Here is a 17754-nt window from a genome sequence, read left to right on the forward strand (position 1 = left end):
CTATATTTCAAAAGTATTTTAAGCAAGCCCCAGAGCATTAATAAATAAAGAAATATCCACCAGAAAAAAGTAAAAAAAACAACAAAGGAATATATTATAAAATATACTTAAATCACCTTTTTTTAACATTTTATACCTTCGTTGGTAGCTAACTACTTCCCCAAACGTTTTCATATGGGTATACTGACGCACTTTAGATGCATAGTTAGTCGCTGTTTAAGCGCTCAATAGTGCGTAATTACTTACTTTGGCCACCCGTTCAAATTACATAACTATTTGCACGTAATGATTATTATAAGGCCTCACAACACATTTGATTTAATTAGGAAGTACATATGAGTTCATTACCTAATTCAGGAGAGTTTTTAGGTCATCCTAAGGGTTTATTCCTGTTGTTCGGCACAGAGATGTGGGAAAGATTTGGCTACTATGGCATGCGCGCCATTTTAGTTTTGTACCTAGTTGCTATGACACAAGATGGTGGTTTTGGCTGGTCTAATGCCGATGCACTTAGCCTTTATGGTACATTCACCATGGCTGTTTACTTGACTCCACTATTTGGTGGCTGGTTAGCAGACAACGTTCTAGGTCAGCGAAAAGCGATTATCATTGGTGGTATTTTAATGGCCGCTGGTCATTTTATCATGGGTGTACCGCATGCTGTGGTTGCTGGCATGGAAGAAAACGTATTTTACTTAGGTTTAACCCTGCTGTGTTTGGGCAACGGTTTATTTAAGCCTAATATCTCAACTATGGTTGGCGACCTTTACCAAGAAGGTGACAAACGTCGTGACGGTGCCTTTACCATTTTCTACATGGGTATCAACTTAGGTGGTGCACTCGGACCTCTAGCTGCAGGTGGTATCGCAGCACTAATTAACTGGCAAGCAGGCTTTATCGTCGCCGGTATTGGTATGATTATCTCAGTTGTAATGCAATTGGTTTTGAGCAAAAAGTATCTAGGTGACATCGGTGTTGTGCCTGCTGCTAAGTTATCAGCTGCTCAGTCAAGTACAGGTAAAAAAGAGCCTCTCACTAAAGTTGAAAAAGACCGCATTAAAGTTATTTTCACGATGAGTGTATTCAGTATCATTTTCTGGATGGGCTTTGAGCAAGCCGGTGGTCTCATGAATATTTTCGCTAATGACTACACTGACCGCATGCTAATGGGCTTTGAAGTTCCGGCTTCTTGGTTCCAATCTCTAAACTCTATTTTCATTATCATCTTTGCTCCACTTGTAGCATTGATCTGGTTAAAGCTAGATAAGCGTGAGCCAAACTCTCCAATAAAGTTTGCTATCGCGTTGGTATTCTTAGCACTTGGCTTTTTAACTATGATGCTTGCATTGGTTACTGAAGGTTCAGGTGAAGGCTCAATGCAAATCAGCATGATGTGGCTAGTTTTGTTTTACCTTTTCCACACACTTGGTGAGCTATGTTTATCACCTATCGGCTTATCAATGGTAAGTAAACTTGCACCACTTCGTCTTGCTTCTTTACTGATGGGTATTTGGTTCCTGTGTACCGCGATTGCGAATAAGATTGCAGGTGTTGTAGGTTCATTCATTGGCGAAGGTCATGAAGCAGTTAACAATGCTATGGGTATCTTTATCGGCCTAGGCGCAACAGCCTTGCTATCAGCTACAGCGATGTATTTATTAAGCGATAAGCTGGTTGATTGGATGCATGGTGCAGAAGGTCCAAGTGAGCCACACACACAAGAGCATATTTTGGCTGAAGAGCTAGAGGTTGCTGCTGTAAAACAGTAATTTCCTTGCTCAATATTTGATAAAAACCGCATGCCTTGGCATGCGGTTTTTTTGTATTTAATCGTCTGTCACTACTCGATTGTAAATTAATATTTACAATCAATTATCCATCTGCGAGAAATCACAAAAGTGCACATTAAAAATATGCTGCCAACACAAACGACTCAACAAAAATAAAAACACAATAAAAATCAAAGGACTTATCTTGTAAACCTTGTTATAACCCCCTCTCAAATTTGGCATTTATTACTATTTTCGCCAGCAAAGCAGTACGCTTTTTATATCTGTCATTACCGTCGTCATCTTTGCATGTGTTTGTGCAACTAAATTTACATATGGCTTGTCAGCTAAATAGAGGCCGACTCTTCCTCTTTGCGTATTTTTGATTAATCATCCACCTACTGAAAAACATAATCTAACAAGCAACCCAATTTGCTTAATTGCGGGAGTATGACAATGAGTGAAGTAAAAAATCCACTAGGTTTAGTTGGTATCGAGTTTACCGAGTACGCAACACCTGACGCGGACTATATGGATAAAGTGTTCACCGATTTTGGTTTCTCAAAACTTAAAAAGTTTAAAGATAAAGACATCGTTTACTACAAGCAGAACGACATTCACTTCTTACTAAATAACGAGCGTGAAGGTTTCTCGGCAGCATTTGCTAAGAGCCACGGCCCAGCAATTTGTTCAATGGGCTGGCGCGTAGAAGACGCTCAAAAAGCGTTTGACGTTGCTGTTGAGCGTGGTGCAAAACCTGCGACTGACTCTGCTAACAAAGACTTACCTTACCCTGCAATTTACGGCATCGGTGACAGCCTTATTTACTTCATCGACGTATTTGGCGACAAAGGTTCAATTTATGACAATGACTTTGTAGATCTGCAAGAGCAAAACATAGTTAAAGACAAAGGCTTTATCCGTATTGACCACTTAACTAACAACGTTTACAAAGGCACCATGGAAACATGGGCTAACTTCTACAAAAACGTATTTGGTTTTGAAGAAGTACGCTACTTTGACATTAAAGGTCAAAAAACAGCGCTACTATCTTATGCACTTAAGTCGCCTTGTGGCACCTTCTCTATTCCAATTAACGAAGGTAAAGACGACAACAACAACCAGATCGATGAGTACCTAGATGAGTACAACGGTCCAGGTGTACAACACTTAGCATTTTTAACTAACGACCTAGTGGGTTCACTAGATCAGTTAGACAAGAGCACTATTGCTACGTTAGACATCGTTGAGCACTACTACGATACAATCTTCGACCGTGTACCTTGGGTTAAAGAAGATAAAGAGAAGATCAAAGAGCATCAAATCTTAGTAGATAGCCAAAGTGAAAATTGTTACCTACTACAGATCTTTACTAAGAATCTATTTGGTCCAATCTTCATTGAAATGATCCAGCGTGTTGACGATGGTGGCTTTGGTGAAGGTAACTTCCAAGCACTTTTCGAGTCAATCGAGCGTGATCAAGAACGTCGCGGCGTAATCTAAGCTTTATTAAAGTTATTATTTTCACAAGCAGCTTTTTTAAAAGCTGCTTTTTCCATTTTAGTTAGGGCAAAATAGCACTAACCAAAAGTAAAAAGGAAAGGCAATGTCTTTTATTAACGAAACTCATGATATTAATCTTAAAAGCTGGGTAGCAAGTGCAAACCAAGCTGGCACAGATTTTCCAATCCAGAACTTACCATTTGCGGTATTTCGTCGTAAAGACAGCAATGAAGAGTTCCGTGGCGGTGTTGCTATCGGTGATCAAGTATTAGATCTTGCTGTTGTTGCAGATGCCGGTATTTTTTCAGGTGAAGCGCAAGTTGCACTTGAAGCTGCCAACGCGCAAGCACTAAATGAGTTTATGGGACTAGGTCAAACTTATTGGTCTGCATTACGTTTAGCGCTATCTCGCGCTCTACGTGAAGGCTCAGAGCATCAAGCGGCACTTGAAAACGCACTGGTTGCACAAGCAGATGTTGAATACTCAATGCCTTGTCATATTGGTGACTACACTGACTTCTATACCTCAATCTACCATGCGACTGCGGTAGGTAAATTATTCCGTCCGGATAACCCACTATTACCAAACTACAAATGGGTACCAATCGGCTATCACGGTCGTTCATCTTCAATAGGTGTATCTGGTCAAGCTTTCCACCGCCCTAAAGGCCAAACTAAAGCGCCAGATGCTGATACCCCTTCATTTGGTCCTTGTAAGCGCCTTGACTATGAACTAGAGCTTGGTATCTATTTAGGTAATGGTAATGAGCTGGGTGAGCAAATCTCAATTGAAGATGCTGAAAGCCATGTATTTGGTTTTTGCCTATTCAATGACTGGTCAGCACGTGATTTACAGGCATGGGAATATCAACCATTAGGTCCATTCCTTGCGAAAAACTTTGCCTCAACAGTTTCTCCTTGGATCGTTACAACTGAAGCGCTAGCTCCTTATCGCACTCAGTGGCACCGTGATGAGAACGATCCGCAGCCGATGGAATACTTAGAGTCATCTCACAACCGTGAAGCTGGTGCTTTTGATATCCAAATGGATGTGTTGCTTGAAACCGCTAAAATGCGCGAAGAACAGCAAAGCCCAGCAAAACTATCTGAGTCTAGCTTCAAACACAGCTACTGGACTGTGGCGCAAATGGTAACGCATCACACAGTAAACGGCTGTAACTTCCTACCTGGCGACATGCTTGGTTCTGGTACTCAATCAGGCCCAGAGCATGAAGAGGCAGGCTCTTTACTTGAGCTTTCTCGCGGTGGTACAGAGAGTATTACGCTTGCAAATGGCGAAGAACGTAAGTTCTTAGAAGACGGCGACAAAGTAATTATGCGTGGTTGGTGTGAAGCCGATGGTTTCAATCGCATTGGCTTTGGCTCTGTCGAAGGCACTGTTCTACCTGCTAAATAATCCCAAATTAAAAGCAGATAAAAATCAAAGGTGTGCATTTGCACACCTTTTTATTATATAAATTAACTGGATTTTTGTATTAATCTTGTTATTGTGAAGTGTTGTTTAAGAATTTTTATAAGTATGTTGAAGCTAATCAATCGCCTATTTAAGACATTATTCCAGCCAAGGCAAATTTTAATCCGCCAAAACGGTGAGATTTATATGTTCACCTTACCAAGCTGGGTTCAACCTTTGCTATTAACAATGGCATCGGGTGCAGTAGCTTGGGCTGTTATAAATGCACAATCTGTGACGCAACAAAAAACGACAATTTCCACTTTGCGCACGCAAACCAATGAAGACAAACAACGTTTTTTAACTGAAAAGCAGCAAATGCAAGCGCAGCTTGCCCAGCAGCAGCAAACTCTCAACGAGCTCACTGAAAAACAAATGATGCTGCAAAGCTTAGTGGATGCTTTACCAAGCTCATTGGTTGAGCCGTTAAATGATGTTGAAAACACTCCTATGCCAACCCCAACTGACAACGTTGACGTTCATTTGGAACGGCTAGATGAGCAGCATCAAACAACAGAGCAGCTTAATTCGGATAACGTGTCTAACCAAGGCGAAGTATCGCAAGGTGAGCAACAAAATAACTTTGGTGCACAAGCACAAAGGTTAGTGTCTAATCAGCAACAATTGCTTAGCCTTATCTCAGAAAACATTCAAAATCGTGCCGCAACATTAAGTAGCGGCTTGGCTGAAGTGGGCATTGCCCCAAAGCACAACTCAGCGCTCGCTCAAGGTGGTCCATATCACCAACTAGAACTAGAAGAGCTGCCTCAGGATTATCTTAACGCGATAGATAACCTAGTTACCTTAAATAATTTAGAGCAAGTGATCACGACCTTGCCTGATTCTATGCCCGTAGCTAAAGATGATTATTATATTTCGAGCCAGTTTGGTTTTCGTAAAGACCCCATTACGGGTCGACGTGCGTACCATAAAGGGGTCGATTTAGCAGGTTGGCATAAAACTGAAATCATAGCTCCTGCTGCTGGTACTGTAATTAGAGCAGGACGTAATGGCGGCTACGGAAAGTTTATCGAAATCCAACATGAGCACGGTTTAGTCTCTCGATTTGGCCATTTGCACACCATCAAAGTAAAAAAAGGGCAACAGATCAAAAAGTCTGAAGTGATTGCTTTGATGGGCAGTACTGGACGAAGCACTAGTACTCACTTACATTATGAAGTATTGCAAAACGGCAAACATATTAACCCTATCAAGTTAACAAAGGTGATCAATCGTGTTCAGTAGTTTATTTGGCAACGATAAAGCGATATCAGGCGTTCCAGCACTGATCTCTCCTAATACAGTAATAGAGGGTCATGTGCGCTGTGAAGGCGAATTGCAAATCGACGGCAAGGTTATTGGTGACTTGGTAGTAAATACCCTCATTGTTGGTCTGCATGGCGTAATTGAAGGTGACGTTAAAGCTCATCGCATCCGCATAAAAGGCACAGTTAATGGTAGCATCGATGCAGATAAAGTGATGTTAGAGCCAACCGCTAAAGTACACGGTGACGTTACGCATGATACCTTGAGTATTGAAGCAGGCGCTTTAATTGAAGGTAAGCTTACCCATAAAACAGAGGTGACAAACATCACCTCATTCAAAGATAAAGCTAGCAGTAAAGATAAAACTAACGCTCAGTAATATACATATTGATATCTGCGTGAAAAACTTTATTACCCTGCTTATCAAAAATCTCAACTGGCACAATTAAATCTTCTTTGTCTTGCCATTGTCTGGGCAAGACAATCTTAGCTTGCGCATTCAAATCTGTTTCAGCTTTTTTTAGGTATTGCACAGTCATACCTTTTGGGATCCAACGGTGTGTTTTATGTGGCACGGTTGCATCCACCATTACGCCTGCACACAATTCTGCTAAATTACACTGCGCTATCGCATGAATAGTACCGATGTGATTAAACACCGCTTTGCGCTTGGGGATTGTGGCGCAACATAACCCAGGTTCAAGCTGCGTAATGGTGGGTTTGATTGAACCAAAATAAGGCGCCTTACGACATACAGCTTTGCTAAAGAGCCACTGTCCAAATGGAAGCCACTGCATTCTTTTATATATTTTTAATAATGGGGCTGACACAGTTCATACCTATGTAAAACGAAATTGTTAAATCAAATTAACACATCCGACCTGTTGAGAAAATACACTCAAGATAGCTTTTACCCGTTTATTTTTTTGATCCGGCGCTTTGTCCTGTTCTTTTTATTTTCGCGCATTAGAATAGCCGCCAAAAGGAGTCCTCATGTCACAATCTGATTTAACTAGCAAAACGCTTATTTTTATCCTCGCTCTATTAGTGATTTTTTGCCCATTGGGTATCGATTTATATCTACCCGCTTTTCAAGCGATGCAACAGGGCTTAGCCGTATCTGAATCGAAAATTCAGCAAACCATTAGTATCTACATGCTCACAGTTGGTTTGGGGCAGTTAATCGCAGGACCTTTGGCTGATAAATACGGCAGAAAGCCTGTTGCGAGCGTAGGCATCATACTATTTATGATAGGCGCTGTTGTAGCTTCACTCGTTGATAGCTGGACATGGATGATGATAGCTCGAGCACTACAAGGCTTTGGGGCATGTGCCACATTTGTCGCCGCTTTTGCGATTGTTAGAGATAGCTTTGGTCATAAAGGAAGTGGCCAAATGATCACTTATCTTAACGGCATTGTGTGCTTTATTCCTGCACTAGCTCCCCTACTTGGCGCTTGGTTAACCTTAGAGTTCGGTTGGCGCAGTAACTTTACCTTTTTGTCAGGCTTTGCCGTCATCGGCTTGCTATTATTAATGTGGTTATATCGTGAAACGAAACCTGCAGATAGTATTTATGAAGGCCATATCCTCAATTTAAGCCGCTTCAAGCCAATGCTAAAAAGCAACGAATTTATGTTTAATGCCAGCATTACTATGCTTGGCATGGCTGCCATGCTGGTTTTTGTGACAACCGCGCCTGGCTGGATCATGAATCAACTACACGGCTCTGTTTCTGTGTTTACGGCGTGGTTTACCGGCAATGCCGTTTTAAGTATCGTTGCCAGTTTTACAGCTCCTATACTAATCAAACGCTATAGCCGACTAGCATTAATCGTTGGATTAAGTTTATTTATTTTAGGTGGTTTGACTATGCTGCTCGCGACACGTTATCAGCATCCTGCCGCTTTTATGCTGCCGATGTATATTGCCTCTATTGGCTTTGCTTTTTCTCTTGGCTCTGCAGCAGGTAAAGCACTGTCAGGATTTGCCAAACAAGCAGGTACCGCCTCTGCGCTTATTGGTGTAATGCAAATGAGTGGAGCGGGAACTTTAGCCCTATTAACACAACAGCTACATTTAGCAGCCCCTTACCAGTTAGCTTTGCACCTATTGTTAGTAACACCGTTCATGCTGGCATTATTAGGTAAACATAAACAAACCCTACACAGTGCGGCTTAGACCGCACTTAGGTACTCAAATAGATATACTTATCATTTCCTTTGTAAATCATGTATCTATAATGGTAAACCATGTAACCTGCTAGACCTCCACTAATACAAAAATCGTATATACACATAATTAAATACTCTAAATTTTTATAAAAAAAGAAATAAATTATTCTTTACGTTACTAGCCCTTTCGATCTACTCTGTCTCCCCGTTAATCAATTGTTATTTATTTAACAATCAAGTTTAACAATCGCTTCACTCATTTTAACGAACTAGAGATAATAATAATGAAACTAAACAAGTTCACTTCAGCACTTATGTTTGCCGGTATGTGTGCAGCTACAAGCGCACAGGCTTCAGATGACCGCTACATCATTCAAGTTGAAAATAATAATAAAGGCGTTGTAAAAGCGTTAGCAAAACAGTTAGGTGCTCAACTGCACGTGGATGGCGACGGATTTATCGCTGCAACATTTTCTGGTAAAGACTTATCTCAAGTAAGAGGTTTACTAAACAACCCACACGTAAAACTAGTTGAGCAAGACTTTAAACGTGTTCCTCTTGGCATCTATAACGATGACGCTGGAGATGCGATGACACAGCAACTTACACCGTATGCTGTTTATCAATCTCAAGCGAACCAGGTTACTTTCAACGCTAACGCGGGTATGAAAGTATGTGTTATCGACTCAGGTCTTGATAGCTCAAATCCTGATTTCATCTGGGGTAACATCACAGGTGATAACGACTCTGGTACTGGCAACTGGTATGAGCATGGTGGTCCTCACGGCACTCACGTAGCAGGCACAATTGGTGCTGCTGACAACAACGTTGGTGTTGTAGGTATGGCACCTGGTGTTGCGATGCATATCATTAAAGTATTTAACGCCGAAGGCTGGGGTTACTCTTCAGACTTAGCGCACGCAGCAAACCTATGTTCGCAAGCTGGTGCTAACATCATCAGCATGAGTTTAGGTGGTGGCGGTTCAAACAGCACTGAATCAAATGCATTCGCTCAATTCTCAGCAGCAGGCGGGCTAGTTGTAGCTGCAGCTGGTAACGATGGTAATGACGTACGTTCATATCCAGCTGGCTACCCTTCAGTAATGATGATCGGCGCTAACGACGCAAACAACCAAATCGCAGACTTCTCGCAATTCCCAAGCTGTGCAAGCGGCCGTGGTAAAAACGCAACTGAAGATGAGACTATCTGTGTTGAAGTGACAGCAGGCGGTGTTGACACACTTTCTACTTACCCAGCAGGCATGGCAACATCAGCTAACCTTTCAGTAGATGGTAATGTTGTAGCAAGCTCTGCAATGGAAAACTCAGGCACAGTTTCAGGTAGCTTGTTCTTCATGGGTACTGCTGAAGCGACAGACGCAGGTGCAGCTGGAAAAGTATGCCTAATCGACCGTGGCAATATCTCTTTCCATGACAAAGTAGCTAACTGTGAAGCATCTGGCGGTATTGGCGCAATCATCGTAAACAATGAAGCGGGTATGCTGTATGGCACATTAGGTGATACTAATGCAACAAGTATCCCAGCAGTAGGTGCTGCGCTTGAAGACCGTGCAACACTGATGTCTGCAAGCAGTGCAACTGTTGATATCGGTACTAGCGATTACGGTTTCATGAGTGGTACTTCAATGGCAACACCTGCGGTCTCAGGTATCGCTGCACTAGTATGGTCAAATCACCCTGAATGTACTGGTCAAGAGATCCGCGCAGCACTTAAGGCAACCGCTGAAGATGCAGGCGCTGCAGGTAAAGATGTTTACTTCGGCTATGGTATCGTTAAAGCCGCTGATGCGGACGCTTACTTAACTGCAAATGGTTGTGCAGGCGGTGACAACGGCACTAACCCAGGCGAAGGCAGCATCAGCCTATCAGTTTCTGGCTATAAGCAAAAAGGTAGCAACTTTGCAGATCTTAACTGGCAAGGTGCTAGCACTAGCCAAGTAGATATTTATCGCAACGGTAGCAATATTGTCACAACTGCAAACGATAATAGCTATACGGACAGCATCAGTGGCAAGGGCGGCGGTAGCTACATCTACCAAGTATGTGAGCAAGGCAGTACAACTGTTTGTTCTGATACTCAAACTGTTGTGTTCTAAAAACCCAACCTAATTTTAAGCGGGCTAGATAGCCCGCTTTTTGTTATCCCTTATATCCGTTTATTTTCCTATCAAAACAGCTTAGACTGGCCGTACTGTTGTTATTTTAATAATTAATAATGCTCAATCCCGAATCAGTAATCTCGTTTTTAATCGCCAGTGCAGTAATCGCTGTAGCGCCTGGCCCTTCAAATGCCTTTTTGATGGCACAGACTTTCACTCATGGGCGACAAGCCGGAATGCAAAGCGCTTTGGGTTTTGCGGTGGGCGGAGTAATACACACCATTTTTGCTGTAGTTGGCCTATCCGCCATTTTAAAAGCCTCAGAAACAGCCTATAACGCCGTTCTTTATATTGGCGCAGCATATTTAGCTTATTTGGGGGTGATGACTCTCAAAGACACCTTTAAAAAACAAATTGCATGTGAAGATAAACCCCATGTAAGTACAAAAAAATCAGGCAACGTCTTTGTCCAGGCTATGATGACCGAAGTCCTCAATCCAAAAGTTGCTTTGTTTTTTATCGCCTTCATTCCTCAGTTTGTGGACCCAAGTCTCTCCTCTGCGACTTTGCAACTGGCAATATTTGGCCTTTTGTACCCAATACTCGCCTTTCCGATAGACTGTGCTTACATTTATGGTGGAGATAAAATTGCCGATTACTTTCGCCGCCATCCAAGCGCCCCGATATGGATAGATAGAATATCAGGGTTCATTTTTATTGCCTTAGCGGTAAATTTAATAGTGTGAGAACGATGCAAACAACGGAACAAACTTTACCAATCACTAAAAACATTGCACTGGTTGCGCATGATGGTAAAAAAGCCGCGCTTAAAAATTGGTGCCTGAATCATAAGTCGATACTGCAAGCCCATAAACTTTATGCCACGGGCACTACAGGACATGTAATCGAAAAAGCAACAGGTTTGAGTGTAGAAAAGCTACTCAGCGGTCCTATGGGTGGCGACCAGCAGATCGGTGCAAAAATTGCCGAACACCAGATCCATATGCTGATATTTTTCTGGGATCCGCTGGCATCTCAGCCCCATGACCCAGATGTCAAAGCGCTATTGAGACTCGCTGCAGTGTGGAATATTCCGGTTGCATGTAATGAAGTCACAGCAGACTTGCTCATCAGCTCCCCTAGCATGAGCCAAGAAATATCGCGAGACTTACCTGACTACCAAGGCTATTTAGCTACTCGGCTTGATTAGACCATCAACCATCTAGGTATTGTTAGCTGTAGATTTGATGCGCCCACTTAGTAAGCCCTGCGGTGACACTGCCAAAGTTGTCACCATTGAGCATTGGAATATCCCCCAACGCCTGAGTAAGCGCAGCTTTTAGCAGTGGCGATTGCGCACTTCCGCCCGTCAAATAAATCACATCCGGTTGCGTTTGTGCACAGGTGATCGCATCTTGTGCAAGATCACATATCTGTTTCAAACTATCGCTAACGGCCTCTTTCAGATCCGCCTGAGTGATCTCCTGAGATAGTTGCGGTTCAATACAGTCAAGCTTTGCTACATGCTGTGTATTACTCGATAATGAGATTTTGCTTAGCTCTGCTTGGCGCACAATTTGATGACTCAATTTGCTATGTTGGATTTTCAATAGTCTGGCTAATTTGCTCGGTTCACTCACATCTCGCAGCATCGCATTCAAGTTACGAGCATTAGCCTGTGAGTAGAACTCACTTTGCAAATGAAGATCATTGATTTTACAAGCTTGCCAATACAATTGATTTGGCATTGGCAAACCAGATTTAAGCGTAGAACCCAAACCACACAGTGGCATAAAGTTACGATAAGCAGTGGCAATATCTAAGTCGTTTCCACCAAGGCGTTTACCTGTATGTGATAAAAAATCCTGATCTCGCATACTTCGGCCACGAAAACTGGGGCCCATCTGTACAAAGGAGCAATCACTGGTACCACCACCGATATCCACCACCAGTACTTTTTGATCTTCATGTAACCTTGACTCATAGTCGATTCCAGCTGCAAGTGGTTCAAATAAGAACTCCACTTCTTTGAACCCGGCACGCTTGGCAGCTTTAGTTAAAATATCAATCGCTTGCTGATTACTCTGCTCTCCACCCACCGCTTGAAAGTTGACAGGTCGCCCTATTACCGTATGTGTAATTGTTTGCTGAAGTTGCTGCTCTGCTCGCGCTTTTATTTGCATGATCATTGCTGTCGCTATATCTTCAAAAAATGCGATTTGCTGAGGCTTAAGCCCTATTGCGCCAAAAAAGGATTTCGGTGACTTAACAAAATAGCCTTCCTCAGGGAAGTCGATGTACTCTTCAATCGCTGCAGTACCAATCTGCAAACCTGTTTCGCCACTGGCTAAATCTAGATCTCGGCGTATGGCAGGCATGCCTTTGAGTAAGCTCGATCGAGAATGCTGATATGATTCAGCAAAATCCGTTCCCTTTAGCTTATTTGCCACAAAATCAACCACTAGCGCATTGTGCTGGGCATAGAGTGTAGAGGGTAAATAACAGCGGCCGGCTTCTAGCTCAACAAGTTGTACTTGTTGTTCCTGCGCCATTGTGCCTATTGCACAATTTGAACTTCCATAATCAAAACCAACAATCATAGCGACCTCATACGACCAAAAAAGGGTCGCGCAGATTATCATAGCCAATTATAAAAACTCAACCTAAATAATCCCTACCCCAGCCTCAGATAAGCGGATTTTCCTATTCGAGTTTATATACCGAGCAAACAGGCAATTTAGAGCTTAGGCCTCACTCTTTGAAAGCGGGCAAACCGAGGTTTACCATATTTTGTAAAGCCTTGATGTCGATACGTTATTTGTGCACCAATTGGAGGTGGGTTATTACGAAGCTCATCACTAAAGCCAGTTCCAATTTTAAACTCAATTCCTTGTTCATTGACTACCTTGAGTGCCCCCATCATACCTGTGTACTTCCCTTGCCCAGGCGAATAGCCCACAACAATAGCTTCAGCATCTTGAAATGGCTTGTACTTTAGAACCCGATCTGAGCGTCCAGCAACATGTAACGCATTCTTTTGATGTAACATAACCCCCTCACCTTGGCGAGAAAGTACCTGTTGGTAGTAATCGTCTAGCTGTTGATCATTATAAAACTGCCATTGTGTTACAGCTTTGATATGCTCAGCATTCATTTTTAACACTTCACCTTTATAATTTTGATAACGCTCCATAAATGTTTGCGTACTATTAGGTGAATCAAAAATGAGATATCGCACGCGTTGCCACTGGGCATCGGTGCTTTGTTTGGAACGCACGACTTTGCTGACAAAGGCAAACTGCCCATAACCTGACCATAATTCACCATCAAGCGGTAATATACCCAACGGCGCTATAAACCAAGCTGGTGCAGCTATTTCATAACCCCCTTTAGTTCTCAGCGATTGGCCATCCCAAATGGCTCTGACGCCATCGAATTTTTCACTGACTAAGTAATCTGAAATTAAGATGTTTTGGTGATATTGATTAGCAAGTTCTATACGCGGTAGCGGCTGCGCGATAACTTGTGATGCAACCCAAAGGGAGGTAAATATTAACGATATCCATATTTTCATTTTAAGGCTCCTTGCACTTATCGTGAGCCTTAAAATGTAGTCTAAAAACGACGTTATGCGAGTTGTTTTATGGTACGCCAAGCCGCTTGTAGGTTTTCTACATTATAAGTAGCTTGAGAGAAATCTTGTTGTTTAGAATGATGATTTGGTACAACGATTGTTTGTAAACCCGCAGAGGTCGCTGAACTTAACCCTGTATGCGTGTCTTCAATCGCTATCGCCTCACTAGTTTTAAGCCCCAATTGGGTAAGCGCTTTGCAGTAAGGTTCAGGATGTGGTTTTGGATGCACAACATCATCTTTACACACGATACATCTAAATAAGTTATCGAGCGCATAGTGCTTAAGTACCGGTAACGCTTCAGCCCTTGTACTTCCTGTTACTAAAGCCACAATATAATGCTCATTTGCTTGTTTAAGCACTTCCTCTGCATAAGGCATCAGTCTGGGCGACATCGTTGTAGCAACATCAACGAACAAACGGTTTTTCTGTTCAGCTAACAAGTGCGCTTGTGAATTCAATATATGCCGTTGATTGAGTATTTCAGCAGTTTTTAGCGTTGGTACACCTGAAAATTCATCACAAAATGCTAACTCGTCATAGCTCACTTGCCAAGGAGCTAAAACTCGCATCCAGCTTTGAAAATGGAGCGCTTCAGAATCCACTAAGGTCCCATCAAAATCAAATAAAATGGCTCGTAAACTCATCACCCGCTCCTTGAACAAATTTAAATTATTGGCTTAGTCCCGCAGGTGGCTCAGCGCTTGCTTCTAGGCCGCTTTCAACTTCAACGAGTTCATAGCCTCTTGGCTTTCTAACAACTTTCAATATCGGTTTTTCAAATGCTGATTTTAAACGTTCAGTATCCGCAAGCAATTCATCAATTGTTCGTCCAAAAGGCGCTGCGCCTGTTTCAGACCAGTTGGTAACTTTTCCATTTAGGTTATATTCAACCTCATGAATTTGATAAAGCGCCTCTTCATCTTTTGTTGCTTCGCAAAAGATCACGCGATAATTCCAAAATCCAGACATAGTTATTCTCTTCATTATATGATTTGTATGACTTTATCAGCTCTCGCTGTGCTTTTCATTACAGGTAATAAAAAACCCGCGTCAAACGCGGGTTTTTTCATCATGTATGATCATTTGGGCTGTTTTTAGAAGAAACGAACTTTGAACTCGGCACCAATGTAGCGCTCTTCATTCAACATACCGGTTAGGTTGTTGAAATCAACACCACCAATAACCACTTGCTCATCAAATAGGTTACGAACAAATGCAGAGACTTCATATTCATTGTCACCCGACGTCCACATGTAACCTGAGCGTAAGCCAGCTTCAAATAACGCATCGCCTTTAAACTCAACCGCTTTGTATAAGAAGAAATCAATTTCACTGCGGTACGAAACGTCTGCGTAAACAAAGAAGTCACCACCTTGCACTTCGGTTGTATAACGAAGCGTTGCGTTAGCAATCCACTCAGGAGCATGCGGTAAACTGTTACCATCGATGTTAGCTATTTCGTCAAAGCCATCTCCGTCAGCTGCAAATGGATTTGCCACTTGGCGGTAAGGATCTGTGATTGTACACGCAGATCCACATGCACCCACTTCCAATCCAGGTGAGTCAAGTTCAGTGTGGTTATAGCTTAAGTTTGCTGTCGCATTTAGCTCATCAGTAAGTACCCACTCTGTATCCAATTCAAAACCGTAGCCAGTTGTTTTGTCGGCATTGATCAAGCGATTGAAGTTTGCACCACCACCAACAGCTGTTAGTTGCTGATCATTCATTTGATAGTAGAATACTGTCGCATTTACACGGCCTTGACCGTTTAATACATCCGATTTAATACCCGCTTCAATTGAGTTGATAGTCTCAGAATCTGCAACTGTCACTACATCACCAAATAGGATACGACCTTGAACACTTGGAGCTCTAAAACCATTCGCAATACGCGCAAAAAGGTTAATATCATCACTGTACTTGTATGCAGCGCTAATATCCCAGCTTACGTGGCTATCACTTGGGTTGGCGGTTTTTTCTAACGTATCAGACGCACCAATAGGGCTCTTAGTACGCTTTGCTGAGAACTCTTTATCATCATCTGAATAACGAAGGCCCGCTGTAATTTTAAGGTCATCTGTTACAGTGAAATCAAATGAACCGAACACAGCCCAAGCTGAGGTATCTTGATTTTGTACTGCGTAACCATTTTGTAGGCCGTAGTTATTAGCCGCTGCGTCGTAACTTAATGTATCGTAAGAGAAGCTTTCAATTGTTAAATCTTCTTCAAACAAGAACACACCAATTTGATAATTGAAGTCCCCAGAGAAGTTGCTTGATAAGCGCAGCTCTTGTGTGTATTGGTCATGATCAGGAATAGCATCCGCTGTTTCTGATGGGAACGGAATGGTACCTGGGCCTTGGAAGCCGATAAACGCAGCGCCGTAGCCACCATCAACATCTGCGCGAGAGTAAATTTCTGCACTTTCCCAAGCAGTAATAGAGGTAACAGTGTGCTCTGCTAAATCCCACTCTAACTTAAGGTTTAGACCTTGAGAGTCAACCTGCTGAGTAGAGCGAGAAGCGGCATCATGATAAACAACATCGTTATCGTAAATCGGGTTGATATTGTTTGTGCCTTTTTCGATTAAATTGGCGCGAAATGCAATTGGACGGCCATCTAAATCACGTACATGGTAATTTAAAAGACCTGTAAAATCCTCGCCTTCGTACAAGAACTGAAGACGTGCCGCTTTTTCATCATAGCCACCTAGTGAATCCTTCTTTTCAAAACCAGGTGCTTTAACATCAATGTAATCTTCTTTATCTTGCCAAAGTACAGAAACACGTGCAGATAAGCGGTCTGTTAAACCAGTACCCGCAGCACCTTCAAAGTCAACGGCGCCTTTGCTACCGTAAGAAACTGCACCGTAAGCATCAAACGACTGACTTGGCTTAACTGAGTCAAATTTCACAAGACCCGCTGGTGTATTACGGCCAAACAACGTGCCTTGTGGACCACGAAGTACCTCAATACGTGCAATGTCAAATACAGGGAAACCTTTTAGAATAGGGTTTTCTTGCACAACTTCGTCAACCACCAGTGATACAGGCTGAGATGCATTTAAATCGAAATCTGTGTTGCCAAGTCCACGAACATAAAAGCGTGGGAATGTACGGCCAAAAGAAGACTCTACAGATAAGCTAGGAATTTTCGCATTCATAAAGCGAATATCCATACCCGCAGAGCTATATGCATCAAGATTGTCACCTTGCAGCGCAGATACACTTACCGGAACTTCCTGTGCATTTTCAACACGTTTACGTGCAGTGATCTGGATCACTTCAAGTTGGTTGCTTTTCGCATCAAGGGTTGGTTCAGCAGCGAGAGTAGAAAATGAAGTACCTGCTACAGCAGAGAACAACGTTGCATTGATTAATGTAGCTAACGTAGATCTTTTCATTGCTTTCATGTTGGGATTTAACCTTTTATGTGCACTCTTTTTGTTCAACGGTAGTATGGTCGCCGTATCACGTTGGCGTGGTACGTTCAATTTTTCGCGTTTGGATTTTATTTTACGCGGACCTTGCAACCGAGAGTGCAAAGCGAACCTGCAAGGCTGAACGTGACGCCCACATTATAGCAGCAAATTAAAATATTACTGCCAAGCCAACAACAAAAAATAGTATTTTTTGAATTTTTAGCAACAAGAAGCCAGACGTTTACAGCTTTTAGCAACAAAAAAAGCAACCAGTAAGGACATATGTCCTTGCAACACCCCACCCATCAATGATTTCAATGACATAACCGTTCCTACCTTTGAAACCTAACTGTTAATAATTTAGAGACACAGTAAAAATTCAGTAAGCC

At 42.4% G+C, this 17754-nt stretch carries 15 protein-coding genes; 9 read left to right on the forward strand and 6 right to left on the reverse strand.

The genetic code is table 11. The features are described 5' to 3' along the window. The first annotated feature begins 335 nt into the window (after nt 1-335). The 5 genes from HC733_RS04235 to HC733_RS04255 all read left to right on the forward strand — a co-directional run bounded on the left by HC733_RS04235 (nt 336) and on the right by HC733_RS04255 (nt 6391). Entirely contained in the window at nt 336-1769 is a 1434-nt protein-coding gene (locus tag HC733_RS04235) for a peptide MFS transporter (RefSeq protein ID WP_190363804.1), read from the forward strand. Between the two features lie 456 nt (nt 1770-2225). Further along, complete coding sequence (gene hppD, locus HC733_RS04240; RefSeq protein WP_190363805.1) at nt 2226-3272, forward strand: 4-hydroxyphenylpyruvate dioxygenase; 1047 nt, start codon at nt 2226-2228, stop codon at nt 3270-3272. Between the two features lie 103 nt (nt 3273-3375). Continuing rightward, nucleotides 3376-4689, forward strand: a complete 1314-nt coding sequence (fahA, locus tag HC733_RS04245) for a fumarylacetoacetase (RefSeq protein WP_190363806.1) — start codon at nt 3376-3378, stop codon at nt 4687-4689. 204 nt (nt 4690-4893) lie between these two features. After that, nucleotides 4894-5991 (forward strand): M23 family metallopeptidase, encoded by a 1098-nt coding sequence (locus HC733_RS04250; RefSeq protein ID WP_190363807.1) that lies wholly within the window; start codon nt 4894-4896, stop codon nt 5989-5991. Then, nucleotides 5981-6391, forward strand: a complete 411-nt coding sequence (locus HC733_RS04255; RefSeq protein ID WP_342365982.1) for a bactofilin family protein — start codon at nt 5981-5983, stop codon at nt 6389-6391. Before HC733_RS04250 ends, HC733_RS04255 begins: the two co-directional genes overlap by 11 nt. Here the strand turns inward: HC733_RS04255 and HC733_RS04260 are convergent. Beyond that, nucleotides 6378-6842, reverse strand: a complete 465-nt coding sequence (locus HC733_RS04260) for a hotdog fold domain-containing protein (RefSeq protein ID WP_342365983.1) — start codon at nt 6840-6842, stop codon at nt 6378-6380. The genes HC733_RS04255 and HC733_RS04260 overlap by 14 nt on opposite strands. A gap of 163 nt (nt 6843-7005) precedes the next feature. Between HC733_RS04260 and HC733_RS04265 the strand changes: the two genes are divergently transcribed. The 4 genes from HC733_RS04265 (at nt 7006) to HC733_RS04280 (ending at nt 11516) form a co-directional block, all read left to right on the forward strand. Further along, complete coding sequence (locus tag HC733_RS04265) at nt 7006-8193, forward strand: multidrug effflux MFS transporter (protein ID WP_190363808.1); 1188 nt, start codon at nt 7006-7008, stop codon at nt 8191-8193. 277 nt (nt 8194-8470) lie between these two features. Continuing rightward, entirely contained in the window at nt 8471-10303 is a 1833-nt protein-coding gene (locus HC733_RS04270; protein ID WP_190363809.1) for a S8 family serine peptidase, read from the forward strand. Between the two features lie 119 nt (nt 10304-10422). Further along, the gene (locus HC733_RS04275) at nt 10423-11052 is read left to right on the forward strand and encodes a LysE family translocator (RefSeq protein ID WP_190363810.1); all 630 of its coding nucleotides are present in this window, start codon (nt 10423-10425) and stop codon (nt 11050-11052) included. Between the two features lie 5 nt (nt 11053-11057). Next, nucleotides 11058-11516, forward strand: coding sequence for a methylglyoxal synthase (locus HC733_RS04280; RefSeq protein ID WP_190363811.1), 459 nt, complete (start codon nt 11058-11060; stop codon nt 11514-11516). Between the two features lie 22 nt (nt 11517-11538). Here the strand turns inward: HC733_RS04280 and yegD are convergent, their stop codons facing one another. The 5 genes from yegD to HC733_RS04305 form a co-directional block, all read right to left on the reverse strand. Next, on the reverse strand, nt 11539-12906 hold the full coding sequence (gene yegD / locus HC733_RS04285) for a molecular chaperone (RefSeq protein WP_190363812.1): 1368 nt from the start codon (nt 12904-12906) through the stop codon (nt 11539-11541). Between the two features lie 137 nt (nt 12907-13043). Continuing rightward, nucleotides 13044-13880, reverse strand: coding sequence for a DNA ligase (locus tag HC733_RS04290; protein ID WP_190363813.1), 837 nt, complete (start codon nt 13878-13880; stop codon nt 13044-13046). A gap of 53 nt (nt 13881-13933) precedes the next feature. After that, complete coding sequence (locus HC733_RS04295; protein ID WP_190363814.1) at nt 13934-14587, reverse strand: HAD family hydrolase; 654 nt, start codon at nt 14585-14587, stop codon at nt 13934-13936. Between the two features lie 25 nt (nt 14588-14612). Further along, complete coding sequence (locus tag HC733_RS04300; RefSeq protein ID WP_171627488.1) at nt 14613-14912, reverse strand: hypothetical protein; 300 nt, start codon at nt 14910-14912, stop codon at nt 14613-14615. A gap of 125 nt (nt 14913-15037) precedes the next feature. After that, entirely contained in the window at nt 15038-17356 is a 2319-nt protein-coding gene (locus tag HC733_RS04305) for a TonB-dependent receptor (RefSeq protein ID WP_190363815.1), read from the reverse strand. Nucleotides 17357-17754 lie beyond the last annotated feature (398 nt).

Origin of the sequence: Pseudoalteromonas sp. S16_S37 (assembly GCF_014694405.1) — a bacterium.
Classification (GTDB): domain Bacteria; phylum Pseudomonadota; class Gammaproteobacteria; order Enterobacterales; family Alteromonadaceae; genus Pseudoalteromonas.